The organism is Pantoea sp. MHSD4 (assembly GCF_021043305.1).
GTDB lineage: Bacteria > Pseudomonadota > Gammaproteobacteria > Enterobacterales > Enterobacteriaceae > Pantoea > Pantoea eucalypti.
Genome location: NZ_JAJNDH010000001.1, coordinates 781,361 through 795,778, shown reverse-complemented (window position 1 = coordinate 795,778; position 14,418 = coordinate 781,361). Strand labels below are relative to the sequence as shown.

The 14,418-nt window shown below is 55.2% G+C and carries 14 protein-coding genes; 6 read left to right on the top strand and 8 right to left on the bottom strand.

All coding sequences use genetic code 11. The features are described from left to right. The first annotated feature begins 37 nt into the window (after window positions 1-37). Window positions 38-1,135 carry a glycerol dehydrogenase gene (locus LQK91_RS03580; RefSeq protein WP_105099096.1) on the top strand — a complete coding sequence of 366 codons (1,098 nt, stop codon included), beginning with the start codon at window positions 38-40 and terminating at the stop codon, window positions 1,133-1,135. A gap of 30 nt (window positions 1,136-1,165) precedes the next feature. Here the strand turns inward: LQK91_RS03580 and LQK91_RS03575 are convergent, their stop codons facing one another. Continuing rightward, window positions 1,166-2,011: a hypothetical protein gene (locus tag LQK91_RS03575; RefSeq protein WP_105099095.1), complete on the bottom strand. Its 846-nt coding sequence runs from the start codon at window positions 2,009-2,011 to the stop codon at window positions 1,166-1,168. Between the two features lie 290 nt (window positions 2,012-2,301). After that, window positions 2,302-3,054: a copper homeostasis protein CutC gene (gene cutC / locus LQK91_RS03570; protein ID WP_003849180.1), complete on the bottom strand. Its 753-nt coding sequence runs from the start codon at window positions 3,052-3,054 to the stop codon at window positions 2,302-2,304. Between the two features lie 85 nt (window positions 3,055-3,139). Here cutC and LQK91_RS03565 point away from each other — a divergent pair, with 85 nt between their 5' ends. Next, window positions 3,140-4,285, top strand: coding sequence for a MalY/PatB family protein (locus tag LQK91_RS03565; RefSeq protein ID WP_105099094.1), 1,146 nt, complete (start codon window positions 3,140-3,142; stop codon window positions 4,283-4,285). Here LQK91_RS03565 and LQK91_RS03560 read toward each other — a convergent pair. Further along, window positions 4,282-4,872, bottom strand: a complete 591-nt coding sequence (locus LQK91_RS03560) for a VOC family protein (RefSeq protein ID WP_050540834.1) — start codon at window positions 4,870-4,872, stop codon at window positions 4,282-4,284. The genes LQK91_RS03565 and LQK91_RS03560 overlap by 4 nt on opposite strands. 284 nt (window positions 4,873-5,156) lie before the next feature. Here LQK91_RS03560 and LQK91_RS21995 point away from each other — a divergent pair, with 284 nt between their 5' ends. The 4 genes from LQK91_RS21995 to LQK91_RS03545 all read left to right on the top strand — a co-directional run bounded on the left by LQK91_RS21995 (window position 5,157) and on the right by LQK91_RS03545 (window position 9,422). Then, the gene (locus tag LQK91_RS21995; RefSeq protein WP_003849175.1) at window positions 5,157-5,279 is read left to right on the top strand and encodes a hypothetical protein; all 123 of its coding nucleotides are present in this window, start codon (window positions 5,157-5,159) and stop codon (window positions 5,277-5,279) included. Window positions 5,280-5,490: 211 nt separating this feature from the next. Then, entirely contained in the window at window positions 5,491-7,221 is a 1,731-nt protein-coding gene (gene argS, locus LQK91_RS03555; RefSeq protein ID WP_105099279.1) for an arginine--tRNA ligase, read from the top strand. Between the two features lie 90 nt (window positions 7,222-7,311). Next, window positions 7,312-8,253 carry a LysR family transcriptional regulator gene (locus tag LQK91_RS03550; protein WP_105099093.1) on the top strand — a complete coding sequence of 314 codons (942 nt, stop codon included), beginning with the start codon at window positions 7,312-7,314 and terminating at the stop codon, window positions 8,251-8,253. Between the two features lie 170 nt (window positions 8,254-8,423). Next, complete coding sequence (locus LQK91_RS03545) at window positions 8,424-9,422, top strand: aldo/keto reductase (protein WP_105099092.1); 999 nt, start codon at window positions 8,424-8,426, stop codon at window positions 9,420-9,422. 140 nt (window positions 9,423-9,562) lie between these two features. On the opposite strand, the gene flhE is transcribed toward LQK91_RS03545, so the two are convergent. The 5 genes from flhE to cheY form a co-directional block, all read right to left on the bottom strand. After that, on the bottom strand, window positions 9,563-9,955 hold the full coding sequence (gene flhE, locus LQK91_RS03540; RefSeq protein ID WP_105099091.1) for a flagellar protein FlhE: 393 nt from the start codon (window positions 9,953-9,955) through the stop codon (window positions 9,563-9,565). After that, window positions 9,955-12,048, bottom strand: a complete 2,094-nt coding sequence (gene flhA / locus LQK91_RS03535; RefSeq protein ID WP_003849166.1) for a flagellar biosynthesis protein FlhA — start codon at window positions 12,046-12,048, stop codon at window positions 9,955-9,957. The genes flhE and flhA overlap by 1 nt, the downstream gene beginning before the upstream one ends. Then, window positions 12,041-13,189: a flagellar biosynthesis protein FlhB gene (gene flhB / locus LQK91_RS03530; protein ID WP_003849164.1), complete on the bottom strand. Its 1,149-nt coding sequence runs from the start codon at window positions 13,187-13,189 to the stop codon at window positions 12,041-12,043. Before flhB ends, flhA begins: the two co-directional genes overlap by 8 nt. A gap of 188 nt (window positions 13,190-13,377) precedes the next feature. Further along, on the bottom strand, window positions 13,378-14,019 hold the full coding sequence (gene cheZ / locus LQK91_RS03525) for a protein phosphatase CheZ (RefSeq protein ID WP_003849160.1): 642 nt from the start codon (window positions 14,017-14,019) through the stop codon (window positions 13,378-13,380). A 9-nt stretch (window positions 14,020-14,028) separates the two neighbouring features. Next, a complete protein-coding gene (gene cheY, locus LQK91_RS03520; protein ID WP_003849158.1) occupies window positions 14,029-14,418 on the bottom strand; it encodes a chemotaxis response regulator CheY in 390 nt (129 codons plus the stop codon).

Genomic DNA, 14,418 nt, shown 5'->3' with positions numbered 1-14,418 from the left:
GATCAGGTTGATTCATTCATATCAGGGAGTTTTGATTATGAGTAAATTTATTTTTTCCTCACCCCGTAAATATGTACAGGGCGCAGGAGTGCTGGACGAGCTGGGAACGTATCTGACTGAACTGGGCGATCAGGCTTTTCTGGTGGCTGACAACACGGTCTGGACGTTGATTGGCGAACGGACGCAACACGCCCTGGATTCCGCTGGCGTGACATTCAGCTGGCAGCAATTCAATGGCGAAGCCTCCAGTAATGAGATTTCCCGACTCAGTGCGCTCGCAAAAAGTCAGGGCTGTAATGTGATTGTCGGCCTGGGCGGGGGAAAAACGCTGGATACGGTTAAAGCGGTGGCGGATGAACTTAAACTGCCGGTGGCTATCGTGCCAACCATTGCGTCCACCGATGCGCCCTGTAGCGCCCTGTCGGTCATCTATTCTGACAGCGGTGTATTCGAGAGCTATCGCTTTTACAGCAAAAATCCAGATTTGGTGCTCGTGGACACGGCAGTCTGCGCCAGTGCGCCAGCACGGCTGTTTGCATCAGGCATTGCAGATGGACTGGCGACCTGGGTTGAAGCGCAGGCCGTGGCACGTTCGCATGCGAAATCAATGGTTAAGGGTGATCCGACACTTGCCGGACTGGCCATTGCCCGAGCCTGTGAAGAAACGCTTCTTACATGGGGTTACAGCGCCTATGTTGCCGTTTCCGAAAAACGGGTAACGCCAGCGGTGGAAGCGGTCGTTGAGGCCAATACGCTGCTCTCGGGACTGGGGTTTGAGAACGGTGGTCTGGCAGCCGCTCACGCGATTCATAATGGTTTTACCGCCATCGATGGCGATATCCACCATCTGACTCATGGCGAGAAAGTTGCCTATGGCACGCTGACGCAGATGGTGCTTGAGAAGCGTACGGATGAGGATATTGCGCGCTATATACGCTTTTATCGCTCAATCAATATGCCAACCACACTCCGGGAGCTGCATCTGGAAAATGAAAGCTGGGAGAATCTGGTGAAAGTGGGGGCGCTGGCAAACAGTGAGGGAGATACGCTGAAAAACCTCAACCCACACCTGTCACCCGAAGATATCGCAAATGCTCTGCTGGCACTGGATGCCTTTAGTCAGACCGTAAAATAGGTCAGGAGCGGGCGATCACCCGATCGCCTGTTACTCTTCTGCCGCAGGCTGGTTCCAGTACTCATATTTGTAGGCCGAACTGAGGTGGCGCTCGATAGTGCCACGCGTAAAGATCTCGGTCTCATGCAGATAGCTGAGTGTACAGTTGCCGACCTCATCCCATGACTGGCACTCATCAACCGACCGGATGGTGCTGAGTGGTGTGGTCTCGGTGCCGTTAAGTCGTACTTCACGCCATTGAGGATCATAGGTGTATTCGTCGGTGCCTCTTGCAGATGTGGTGCGCGTGACCAGACCTTTTGGGTTCCAGTGATAGTGAAATTCACCGTTGGTCAGCGGATCGCTGCCGCGCGCCACGCTCTTCTCCAGCCGTAGCTGGGGATCATAGCGATAGGTGATGTCGGTAAAGCCGCTTTTCCCCATGCTGGTAAATCTATCAGAGGCGCTGGTAATCGTGCCATGCCGGCCTTTCTGCCAGTTAATCGTTCCCTGTCGATTATCCACGACGACTTCCTTACCTTCTTTCAGCACTTTGACCAGATAGGCGTATTCCGCCACCCAGCCGCCCTGCACTCTGGCGATATGTTGCTCCATGCTGAGAATCACATTACGTTCGCTTTTATCGTAGCTGACGTCGGCGACGGTCAGATCGCCGCAGGCGTCAAACTGCCCCAGCACCCGCTTTTGCGAGTTCACATCTTTGCCAAACTCGCCCGCAATCACCTGCTTCACAGCGCCTTTCGCGTTTCCCCCCAGCAGAATAAGGTTATTGCTGTTTGCAACGGCCGCATTATTCGGGCTGCAGGCGCTGGCCGCTGCGCTTTCAGTCCAGGCAGTCAGCATCAGGCTTAAAACAAGAATCTGATTGCGTTTCATAGGGTAATTTCCAGGCGACGTTGCTTTCAGTGTAAACGCTGTGGTGATAAACAGCGCCAATCTTTGACGATTCCGGCCTGCAGTGCTTTAAATGATTAGAGAGGTGAAAAGGCACAAACGTCAGATATCATCTCCCCCTCACATCATGACAATGCCAGAGAACCCCGGAATAAGGTCACTGCACTTGAGAGGGCTTCAGACAAAAAGAACCCCAGCAAGAATACTGGGGTTTGGTACTTGCAAACACCACGTCAAGAATCGGCGTGCTGCGCGGCAAAATCTGTTGTGATTCAGGCGACCCGAACGGTGCTCATCTGCATCACACTTTTCATCGCCTCAACGACATCGCCGTCTACACAGTAGCGGCTGAACTCATCGCTTTCGGCTTCAGAACACATGGAGACCCCCGCTTTGCGGTAGCGCATCGGCGACACCATCAGGCGACTTGCCGAGCTGTGAACTTCATCAATCCCCATGTCGAGAAACTTTTGCAGGTTGCTGAGACGAACCCCGGCACCCGCCATAATAATAGGACCGGTGCTGGCCTCATTTAGTTCCCTGAGGAGTGCAATTCCGTTTTCAGCACTGTGTTGCTGACCGGATGTCAGAATGCGCGCCACCCCCAAATCTGTTAATTCTTCCAGCGCTCGCTTAGGGCTGTGGCACAGATCGAAGGCGCGATGGAACGTCACTGACAGGCCGTCACACAGCGCCATAATCTGCCGCATCTGACCATGATGGATATGCGCGTCCTCATCAAGCATCCCAATGACCAGCCCCGGAAAACCCAGTTCGCGTATCAACGCCACATCCGATTTCATCGCTTCAAACTCGCGCGCGGTATAACAAAAGTCACCACCCCGTGGCCGGACAATAGGATGAACCGGGATTGAAACCTCGCGCCGGGCGGCATTCAGCATTCCTGCCGATGGGGTCAGACCACCCTCACGCGGTGCGGCACAAAGTTCAACCCGATCGGCGCCCGCCTGTTGTGCGGTCACGGCGCAATCCACGCCATAGCAGCAAATTTCCAGTGTGGTCATTCTCTTCTCCTTTACATGACTCTGGTTCAAGGCAGATTCATCAGTTAGTCTGGCTGCTGATATGAGTTTACCGGGAAAGTTAACTATGGCATTCAATTTCGACCAACGGATAGACCGTCGTCACAGCGATAGCCTTAAATGGAACAAATATGCGGACCAAGACATTCTGCCGTTGTGGGTGGCAGATACCGATTTCCGATCGCCTGACTGCGTTATCGATGCGATCAAAACCCGCGCCGGGCATGGCATTTTCGGCTATGGCGATACGCCGGTAGCGTTTCTCGACAGCGCAGTTGCGTGGCTCGCCTCACGCTATCAGTGGCACGTCAATCCGGAATGGATTGTGGTTTTACCCGGCGTGGTGAGTGGACTGAATCTCGCCGTGCGTGCCTTCACTGCGTCGGACGAGCTGACGATTTCTCCCACGCCGATCTATCCACCGTTTCGCGGGGCGGCAAAACTGGCAGAGCGAGGTCAGATCAATGTGCCTGTCACGTTGCAACAGGGGCGCTGGCTGCTGGATCTGGATGCAGCCGAAGAACAGACTGGGGGTAAAGAACGGCTGTTAATGCTGTGTAACCCGCAGAATCCGGGCGGCACGGTCTATCGCCAGGACGAACTGCAGGCGCAGCTGGAATTCGCCCGGAAACACAATCTGATTGTCTGTTCCGACGAGATCCACAGCGATTTGCTACTGGAACCGGGCGTGCAGCACATTCCGTTTGCTTCGCTAAATGAGGATGCGGCCCAGCGAAGTGTCACGCTGATGTCGCCCTCCAAGAGTTTCAATATCGCCGGTCTGGGTGCGTCCATCGCCATCATACCGAATGCTGAACTGCGCGCGCGCTTTAACCGGGTGCGACGCGGCATTGTGCCGGATGTAGATATTCTGGCCATCACCGCAGCAGCAGCAGCCTGGCGCGAAGGTGAGCCCTGGCTGAAGGCACAGAATGCTTACCTGCGCAGTAACCGGGACTGGCTGGTATCTCAGGTCAATAAAATGCCCGGTCTGTCAGTTGCCACGCCGGAAGCAACCTACCTGGCCTGGATTGATGCCAGCGCGCTGGGTGTGGCCAGTCCTGCCCTCTATTTTGAGAAGCACGGACTGGGCTTAACCGCCGGACGTGAGTTCGGCAACGACCAGTTTGTCCGGCTCAATTTCGGCTGTACCCGAGCGCTACTGGACGAGGCGGTTGCCCGACTGAAACGCGCCGTGGCTGCCCGCATTTAGTGCTGCTCACTGGCGACAATTTCCTCCAGTCGCCACGGATGAAACTTGATGGTTGTCTGCCCGTCCGTCACCGCCAGGGTCGGATTAGGCAGACGCTCATTCTCGCCCTGCGGTGAGCTGGTTTTAAAGGAAATGCCGGGCTGCGTCAGTGCCTCATCAGACAATAATGCCATCGCGCGCATGCCCAGCGTTCGATGATCGCCACGTAACACCACTTCAATGTGCTCCCAGCCTTCATGGCGATAACGCTTCTCACCCGGCCACGGCAGCTCAACCACATCGATCTCTCTGCCCGCCACAACCAGTGGATCATGTAGTTTAAACAGGCAAATCTGCCGTCCGTTAATCATCGTCGCGGAAAACTGCGTACCCATCTGCTGCAGGCCTTGCTGCCAGCGGATCGCCGTCGTGTCCTGATGACAACGCACCGAAATATGGTCCACTTCAAGATCGTTAAGGCGCAAACCAAGTTGCTGCGCAAAACTTTGCAACGATTTTTCAAAACGCCTTAAATCTGTCTTTAAATCGTCCAATTCTGCCGGAAAAGATCGTTCTGACACCGTAAATCCTCTCAATTTGTTTAGCATTTATAAACAGTCTCGTTTATGGAGCGCCGCGTGCCTGACGTCACATAATGATAAGATTCATCTTATTTGGACTGAAATTTAACGCAAAACCTCATAATAACATCTTTCATTTCGGATTTATCTCCTGTTTAGGGCCATAAGTTCCTTGATGAAAGTGAGTTAACTGTATGATTATAATAAACTTCTTTAATACAATAAGATAAGTCTCAATTGACTGATAAACAATTGCAGCATTCTCTGCCTTCCTATAAATTTGACCTAACACAAACAAAAGGAATGGCTATATGTCTATGCTCATCGTTGTCGCTGTCCTGATCGCACTGATGGGATTCGCAATTGCGCGCCACTGGAAGGTGCTTGAAGATAAAAGCGTAAAGAACCCACGTCGTCATCTGCGACGTCGTTAACGCCTCCGGGAAACATCTTCTTCAGCTCTGTTTCCCCGCTTCATCCAACTGCTGACGCCCATCCACATTTCACGTATACTTTTCCCCTCATTTTTTTCCATTTTGTCTGCCCCATCCGTTTCTGCCCCGCCGTAACGCGATGTGCTCAGGCAAGATGATGACAGCCCGGTTTAGCAGTCCAGGGCGTTGTTCAGCTTATGAAGGTAACTCGGTGAATATTCAGGCACTTCTTTCCGCAAAAGTCAGTCAGGCAATGGTTTTAGCCGGCGCACCCGCCGATTGCGAACCACAGGTTCGTCAGTCTGCACGGGTTCAGTTTGGAGACTATCAGGCCAACGGCATTATGGCCGTGGCGAAAAAGCTGGGACAGGCACCGCGACAATTAGCGGAAGCGGTGATTCAGCACCTCGACCTGACCGGCATCGCCAGCAAGGTTGAAATTGCCGGGCCGGGTTTCATTAATATTTTCCTTGACCACAACTGGCTGGCAACACACGCCCGTCAGGCACTTAGCCTGCCGCGTCTTGGCGTGCAGCTGGCTGAGCCGCAGACCATCGTGGTCGACTATTCCGCCCCTAATGTTGCAAAAGAGATGCACGTCGGTCACGTCCGCTCCACCATCATTGGTGATGCGGCGGTGCGTACGCTGGAGTTTCTCGGCCATAACGTTATCCGCGCTAACCACGTTGGCGACTGGGGTACGCAGTTCGGCATGTTGATCGCGTTCCTTGAAAAGCAGCAGAATGAAGATCACGCAGAGATGGCGCTGGCCGACCTCGAAGGCTTCTACCGTGAAGCAAAACGCACTTATGATGAAGATCCTGAGTTTGCCGAGCGTGCACGCAGCTATGTCGTGAAACTTCAGGGTGGCGATGAATATTGCCGCCAGATGTGGAAGAAGCTGGTCGACATCACCATGAGTCAGAACCAGAAAATCTACGACCGCATGAACGTGACGCTGACGCGCAACGATGTCATGGGTGAAAGTCTTTATAACGACATGCTGCCCGGCATTGTTTCCGACCTGAAACAGAAAGGCTTAGCGGTCGAGAGCGAAGGCGCAACCGTGGTGTTCCTGGATGAATTCCAGAACAAAGAGGGTGAGCCGATGGGCGTCATCATCCAGAAAAAGGATGGTGGCTACCTCTACACCACCACGGACATCGCCTGTGCGAAATATCGTTATGAAACGCTGAAAGCCGATCGCGTGCTCTATTACATCGATTCACGTCAGCATCAGCATCTGGTGCAGGCATGGACGATTGTCCGTAAAGCGGGTTATGTGCCGGAATCTGTGCCGCTGGAGCACCATGCATTCGGCATGATGCTGGGCAAAGATGGACGACCATTTAAAACACGTAGCGGCGGTACTATTAAACTCTCTGATCTGCTGGATGAAGCCTATCAGCGTGCCTACACGCTGGTGCGCGAGAAGAACCCGGAGATGAGCGAAGCGGAAGTGAAAACCCTGGCGGAAGTGGTGGGGATCAGTGCTGTCAAATATGCTGATCTGTCAAAAAGCCGCACCACCGACTACATCTTCGACTGGGATAACATGCTGGCGTTTGAAGGCAATACCGCGCCTTACATGCAGTATGCCTATACCCGTGTGCTTTCCGTGTTCCGTAAAGCGGGCATTAATGCCGATTCGCTGGATGCAGAGATTGTGATCAGTGAAGAGCGCGAAGCACAGCTGGCCACGCGTTTGCTACAGTTCGAAGAGGTCATTACTCAGGTCGCTCGCGACGGCACGCCACATATGATGTGTGCCTATCTCTACGATCTGGCCGGTCTGTTCTCCGGCTTCTACGAGCACTGCCCGATTCTAAGCGCAGAATCAGACGCAACGCGCCTGAGCCGTCTGCAGCTGGCCGCGCTGACGGCGAAGACGCTGAAGCAGGGTCTGGATACTCTGGGTATCGACACCGTCGAGCGCATGTAACCTGTAAAACGGAGAGGGATTTCCCTCTCCGTTGCTGTTCTCAGTTATCCGCTCTGAACGCCCCCCAAATTTCCGCAGCAGGATGGTGTTATGTCTGTCGCCGCGCACCTTATCAGCAGTCATCTTCCCACCATAAAGCAATTGCAGTGCTTTCTGGCTGTTGCGCACGAGCTTAATTTTCGCCGGGCCGCAGAACGCCTCAGCATGACGCAGCCGCCGCTCACCCGTCAGGTTCAAAGCCTGGAAGATCTGCTCGGTCAGCCGCTGTTCAGCCGAACGACTCATGAGGTGATGCTCACCGATGCTGGCCGTACGCTGGTTGCAAAAGCAGAAGCGATTCTTACCGCGCTGAATAGCCTAAAGCAGCCTGCTGCTGTGCGACCACGTATCGGACTGACCCGCACGCTCAACTTTGAATTAATGGCACCGCTTAACCGGCAACTCGCCAGTTTCCATGCCAGCGATGAAATGGAGATGCCCAGCCTGACCTCCGCTCAACTGCTGCAAAGCCTGGCCAAAAACAGCCTGGATTTAATTCTCACTGGCGAAAAAGGTCCTGAAGCGGAAACCCTGGTTCAGTACACCTGGGTTTACCGTGAACCGTTGCTGCTCGCTATGCCGTCAACGCACCCTGCCAGTCTGGCAGGAGAAAAGGTCGCACTGGAGGCGCTGGCCGACCTGCCGCTGTTCTGGTTTGCGCGCAGTGCCAATCCGCAGTTTTACGATAAATGCGAACGCTACTTTGCGACGCTCAGCGTCACGTTAAAACGAATAAGAGAGCCGGATGATTCTCTGCTGATGCTGTCGCACATTGCCAGAGGCAAAGGATTCGCCCTGATGCCGCAGTCAAAATGTACCTTTAACCAGACAGGACTCTGTTATCGCCCGCTGACTGAAAGCGCGGCGCGGCAATTGACGATTGATGTTTATGCGGCCATTCGCGCCAATGAAAAAAATGCGGCAGTGCTGAATGCGCTGAGCGTGCTTTCACAGTCGGCTGATCACGACGCTCACCCGCATTCATCGGACTGAGTCGCCGCCCTCTTACGTCGCGCTGCCTGTGGCTGATGATGCGCGGTTCCGCCCGCTCCTGTGTTGTCCCCGGTCTTACCTTTCCTGATACCTTTTTTGCATGACGAAAAGAGCAATTCATTGCCTTCACGCGGGGTGAAACAATCGCCTTTCACTCACGAGGAGAAACAATGAAAAAGCGAACCTTAAGTCAGGGTCTGGATGTCAGCGCCATAGGCTATGGCGCAATGGGGCTGAGCGAATTTTACGGTCACTCCGACGACCGCCAGTCTCTCCAGCTGCTTAGCCAGCTGCGCGACCTGGATATCACCTTCATTGATACCGCCGATCTTTACGGACGTGGCCACAATGAGCAGCTGATCGGTGAGTTTCTTGCCGGGATGAGCAAGGCTGAACGCCTGACGTTCACCGTCGCCACCAAATGTGGTATCGAGCGTCCGGCAGATGAGGCTTATGCCCGTACCATTAACAATAAGCCGGACTACATTACCCGCAGCTGCCATGCCTCCCTGAAACGATTGGGCGTCGAGCGTATCGATCTCTTTTATCTGCATCGTATCAGCGCGGCAACACCGATTGAGGAGAGCATGCAGTGTCTGAGCCGCCTGATAAAAGAGGGGAAAATTGCCCGGATTGGATTGTGTGAAGCGTCGGCTGCCACGCTGAATCGGGCGCACGCCATCCATCCGCTGGCCGCGCTGCAGACGGAATATTCTCTGTGGACGCGTGACATTGAAGAAGACATCCTGCCAGCGGTGAAACAGCTCGGTATCGGTCTGGTGCCCTATTCCCCGCTGGGCAGAGGTTTTCTGACCGGGAAATACCGCCAGAACAGTGATTTTGCCGGGGATGATTTCCGCAAAAATAACGCGCGTTTCCAGCAGGAGAATATCGATCACAACCTGCAGCTGGTAAATGCGATTACGCCGCTGGCGGAGAAATATCACGCCACCACCGGGCAGATTGCGCTGGCCTGGCTCCTGGCCCAGTATGAAAGAATTGTGCCGATACCGGGCACCAGGCAGATCGCTTATCTTAATGAAAACGCGCAGGCCGCGGATATTCAGTTGGAAGAGAACGATCTCCTGTTGCTGAATGCACTTCACCGGCAAATAGAAGTTAAAGGGGGGCGTTACTCGGAAGAGGGAATGAAAGGCGTTAATGCCTGAATTCTGACCTTTGCGTCGGTGGCTGATGTATCGGCTGAGAGTCAGTGCGTTAATTGTTGCTCTGTAAACGACGTAACAGCCGATGCACATATCTGGTGTGCATCGGCGTGTCCCGCGCAGGCATCAACGTTGCTGATTCATTATTCGTAATTGACCATCACTTCACTGCTGACCACCCGTAATCCGGGTGGAAGCGCCCCACTGCCCGCAAAACCAAACACCATGTGCAATGTCTCACCGGCATTCAGATGCGCCAGCCCGCGCGTGGTGCCGCTGGCACCTTCAAGCGACGTGCAACGTTGTTCACCGCACAGCCGCACTTCCAGGCCAGAGGGCGCCGGCCTGCTCAGCTCATAACGCCAGTTAATGATGCTGACTTCCCCACCGACGCCGGCGGGTGGCGTCAGCGGCTGCGCCCGTTGCCAGCTGCCACGGTTCGCCAGTAGCGGCCCGTTAGCCGAGGCACTCCAGGCCCCTCCAGCCGCCTGAGCCATCAGTGGCATCATTAACAATGCCATGATCAGTCTGCGCATTATTTGCCTCCAATGGTGGCAGTCATACGGATCTGACGGTTATCGCTCAGCTCCAGGTTTGAGAGCACCACCAGCTGTGGCAGATTGCGGCGCAGGAATCGCGCCAGCAGTGCACGCAGCGGATGATTGACCAGCAGTACCGGCGGTGCCCCCAGCATCTCCTGGCGCTGCAATGCCGCCTGTGCCTGACTCAACAGCCGATCGGCCAGACCCGGCTCCAGTCCGCCACCACCCTGCAACGCCTGCAACAGCAGACGCTCCAGCGTTGAATCCAGCCCGATAACCTGCACTTCGTCATTACCCGGGAACCACTGTTGCGTAATCGCACGACCCAGCGCCACACGGACCACGCTGGTCAGCTCCTGGGGATCGCTCTGCACCGGCGCGTGTTCCGCCAGCGTTTCGATGATGGTGCGCATATCGCGAATCGACACCCGCTCCACCAGCAGGTTCTGCAGCACCTTGTGCAGCGTGGTGAGTGAAATCACGCCTGGCACCAGATCTTCGGTCAGTTTCGGCATCTCCTGGGTTACGCGATCCAGCAGTTGCTGCGCTTCCTGACGGCCAAACAGTTCGCTGGCGAACTGGCCGATCAGATGGTTGAGATGGGTTGCTACGACGGTACTGGCCTCGACGACTGTAAAGCCCTGAATCTGCGCCTGCTCTTTGAGTGCGCTATCAATCCAGACCGCTGCCAGACCAAAGGCGGGATCGACGGTCGCTTCACCAGGCAGACTTCCGGCAGCCGTGCCCGGGTTAATCGCCATCCAGCGGCCAGGATAGGCATCACCGCTACCAATCTCTACCCCTTTCATCAGGATGCGATAGCGCGCAGGCGGAAGCTCCATGTTGTCACGGATATGCACCACCGGCGGCAGGAAACCAACATCCTGAGCAACCTTCTTACGAATACTGCGGATACGTCCCAGCAGCTCACCGTTTTGCTGATGATCGACCATCGGAATCAGGCGGTAGCCCACTTCCATGCCCAGGGTATCTTCCAGCTGCACATCGGTCCAGGACGCTTCGGTGGCGGCTGGCGTGTCGGCTGGTTTGTTGCTGATGCTGCCTGCAACGTCCACTTTCTTCTTCGGCTGTGCTTCGCGACCACGCAACCACCAGGCCAGACCCAGTAAGGCGGCGGTGAACAGCAGGAAAACAAAGTTAGGCATGCCAGGCACCAGACCCAGTAAGCCAATCACCCCGGCGCTGAGCATCAGTACGCGGGGATCTTTGAACAGCTGAGTGACCATCTGCTCACCGACATCCTGATCGGTGGCAACGCGCGTCACGATAACACCGGCAGCAGTGGAGATAACCAGCGCCGGGATCTGCGCGACCAGTCCATCACCGATGGTCAGCAGCGTATAGGTCTCTGCGGCATGCCCCGCATCCATACCGTGCTGCACCACGCCCACCAGCAGGCCGCCGATGACGTTGATGACCATGATCATGATACCGGCGATGGCATCACCACGAACGAACTTACTCGCACCGTCCATCGAACCGTAGAAGTCGGCTTCCTGGGTCACTTCTGCACGGCGGCGTTTGGCATCATCTTCACCGATCAGACCGGCGTTGAGGTCGGCATCGATTGCCATCTGCTTACCGGGCATGCCGTCCAGCACAAAGCGCGCGCCCACTTCCGCGATACGACCGGCACCCTTGGTGATAACCATAAAGTTGATGATCACGAGGATGATAAACACCACGATACCGATGGCGAAGTTACCGCCCACCAGGAAGTGACCGAACGCTTCAACCACCTGTCCGGCCGCAGCGGCACCAGTGTGCCCTTCCATCAGGATGATACGGGTTGACGCAACGTTCAGCGCCAGACGCAACAATGTTGAGAAGAGCAGAATGGTCGGGAACGCCGCAAATTCCAGGGTCCGCTGGGTGAACATCGCCACCAGCAGGACCATGATCGACAGCGCAATGTTAAAGGTGAACAGCAGATCGAGGATAAACGGCGGCAATGGCAGAACCATCATCGACAGGATCATCAGGATCAGTACCGGCCCGGCCAGTACCTGCCACTGCATATCTTTAAAGCCCGGTAGACGTAGCTTTACGGCCAGGTTATTAGCCATCGTTTTTGCTCTCTCCTGCAAAGTCCATCTCTGCCGGAACCGGCAGGTCTTTTGGTTTGGTTGGAATCAGGCCGCCTTCGCGCTTCCAGCGACGCGACTGCCAGACCCACGCCAGCACCTCGGCCACGGCAGCATACAGCGCGCCAGGGATGTGCTGACCAATTTCGGTATGACGATATAACGCACGCGCCAGCGGCGGTGCTTCCAGAACCGGGATGCGGTGTTCAGCAGCCAGTTCACGAATTCTCAGGGCGATCTCGCCGGCCCCTTTCGCCACAACTTTTGGCGCACTCATCTTTTTCTCGTTGTACTGCAGGGCGACGGAGTAGTGCGTCGGGTTGGTAACGATGACATCGGCTTTTGGCACATCTGCCATCATTCTGCGTCGTGCAGCGGCGCGCATCTGCTGACGGATGCGTCCTTTAACATGCGGGTCGCCTTCCTGCTGCTTATGCTCGTCGCGAATCTCCTGCATCGACATCTTCAGCTTTTTAAAGTGGCTGTAGAGCTGCCAGAAAACGTCATAGCCCACCATCGGTATCAGCCCCAGCATCACCAGCGAGCAGCAGACCGCAATCATCTCCATGCCGTGGATGAGCGCGGTCACCGGTGCTTCGCTGATCAGCCGCAGCATCTCAGGCCAGTGACTCCAGATGTACCACCAGCCCACTGCGCCAACCAGGATAGTCTTGAGGATCCCTTTAAACAGTTCGGTCCAGGCCTGAGCGGCGAACATTCGCTTAAAGCCGGCAATCGGGTTCATCTTTTTCGGATCAAACTTGATCGATTTACCGCTGAAAACGATACCGCCCAGCAGCATAGGGGCGGCAATCGCCACCAGCACCAGACCGCCCATCAGCGGCAGCAGCGCCATCAGTGCCTGCGTGATCAGGCTGCCAATGTGGCTGACGATAATTTTGTCATCTCTGACCATGCCGTGGTCAAAACGAAGTCCGGTGGCGACCATCGCCGCCAGCCGGTGCGCCATCATGTTGCCGCCCATCCACAGGATCATGATGCCGGCCAGCAGCATCAGTACGGATGTCAGTTCGCGCGAACGCGGAATCTGGCCCTCTTCACGCGCTTTCTCAAGTCGGTGGGCCGTGGGCGATTCTGTTTTGTCCTCGTCGCTATCAGACACGACAAACCTCGGTTGGCAGGAATTCTGAGCATAGGATGCCAAATCTGGCTTAAGTCAAAGCAGAGATAAGATGGGAAAAACAGGCGTTCTTTCGGGGATGGATCTGACAATGCAGAACGGGGCCACCGGAAGGTGACCCTGTTTAATATAATATGCCGCTGTTTCGCCCGCACGCGGGCGAACAACGCTTAAAACCCTAAGCTGTCCAGCAGGTCATCAACCTGATCCTGGTTCGCCACCACGCCTGGTGCATCTGCGTGAATCTGCGGTCCGTTCAGCAGGCTGGTGCCTTCCTGACGCTTTTCAGCACTGACTTCTGGCATGTTTTCCAGCAGCACCATTAACAGCTGGCGCTCAATTTCCTGAATCACATCCATCATACGCTTGATCACCTGACCGGTAAGGTCCTGGAAATCCTGCGCCATCATGATTTCAAGCAACTGCTTGTTGGTAAAGGCGGTGTGCTCTGGCACGGCGGTGAGGAATGCGCGCGTATCCGTCACCAACTCCCGCGCATCACCCAGTTCAATTGGGTTCTCAAACCACTCATCCCAACGTCCTTTCAGCTGGGTTGCCCCGGCTTCCATTTTATCCTGATGAGGTTGTGCTGCTTCAACACAGTTCAACGCACGGTCAGCGGCCTGCGCCGTCATCTGCACAACATAATCCAGACGATCGCGGGCATCAGGAATGGCTTCAGCCGCATCGGCAATGGCTTTATCCAGCCCCAGCTCGCGCAGACTGTCGCGCAGCATGCGCGTCAGAGAGCCAATACGTGAAATGATGTCGTGTGCCGCGGCATCCTCAGTTGGTTTCGGAAAGTCGCTCATCACATCCCCTTACATGCCCAGTTTTTCGAAAATTTTACCCAGCTTTTCTTCCAGGGTTGCCGCAGTGAAAGGTTTCACTACATATCCACTGGCACCCGCCTGGGCGGCGGCGATAATGTTCTCTTTCTTGGCTTCCGCAGTGACCATCAACACCGGCAGCGTACTCATTGCCGCGTCAGCACGAATGGTCTGCAGCAGCTGCAGGCCATCCATGTTTGGCATGTTCCAGTCGGAAATCACGAAGTCGAAACCACCCGCTTTCAGTTTGCCGAGGGCATCCACACCATCTTCCGCTTCTTCTACGTTATTGAAGCCAAGCTCTTTCAGCAGGTTACGCACAATACGACGCATCGTATTGAAGTCGTCTACTACCAAAAAGCGCATGTTTTTATCTGCCAT

Coding starts and splice junctions, on each gene's coding strand:
- LQK91_RS03550 (WP_105099093.1), top strand. CDS start 7,312: ATGTCTGTCGCCGCGCACCTTATCAGCAGTCATCTTCCCACCATAAAG.
- LQK91_RS03575 (WP_105099095.1), bottom strand. CDS start 2,011: ATGAAACGCAATCAGATTCTTGTTTTAAGCCTGATGCTGACTGCCTGG.
- flhE (WP_105099091.1), bottom strand. CDS start 9,955: ATGCGCAGACTGATCATGGCATTGTTAATGATGCCACTGATGGCTCAG.
- LQK91_RS03560 (WP_050540834.1), bottom strand. CDS start 4,872: ATGCTAAACAAATTGAGAGGATTTACGGTGTCAGAACGATCTTTTCCG.
- LQK91_RS03545 (WP_105099092.1), top strand. CDS start 8,424: ATGAAAAAGCGAACCTTAAGTCAGGGTCTGGATGTCAGCGCCATAGGC.
- cheZ (WP_003849160.1), bottom strand. CDS start 14,019: ATGAGCGACTTTCCGAAACCAACTGAGGATGCCGCGGCACACGACATC.
- LQK91_RS21995 (WP_003849175.1), top strand. CDS start 5,157: ATGTCTATGCTCATCGTTGTCGCTGTCCTGATCGCACTGATGGGATTC.
- LQK91_RS03565 (WP_105099094.1), top strand. CDS start 3,140: ATGGCATTCAATTTCGACCAACGGATAGACCGTCGTCACAGCGATAGC.
- cutC (WP_003849180.1), bottom strand. CDS start 3,054: ATGACCACACTGGAAATTTGCTGCTATGGCGTGGATTGCGCCGTGACC.
- flhA (WP_003849166.1), bottom strand. CDS start 12,048: ATGGCTAATAACCTGGCCGTAAAGCTACGTCTACCGGGCTTTAAAGAT.
- LQK91_RS03580 (WP_105099096.1), top strand. CDS start 38: ATGAGTAAATTTATTTTTTCCTCACCCCGTAAATATGTACAGGGCGCA.
- cheY (WP_003849158.1), bottom strand. CDS start 14,418: ATGGCAGATAAAAACATGCGCTTTTTGGTAGTAGACGACTTCAATACG.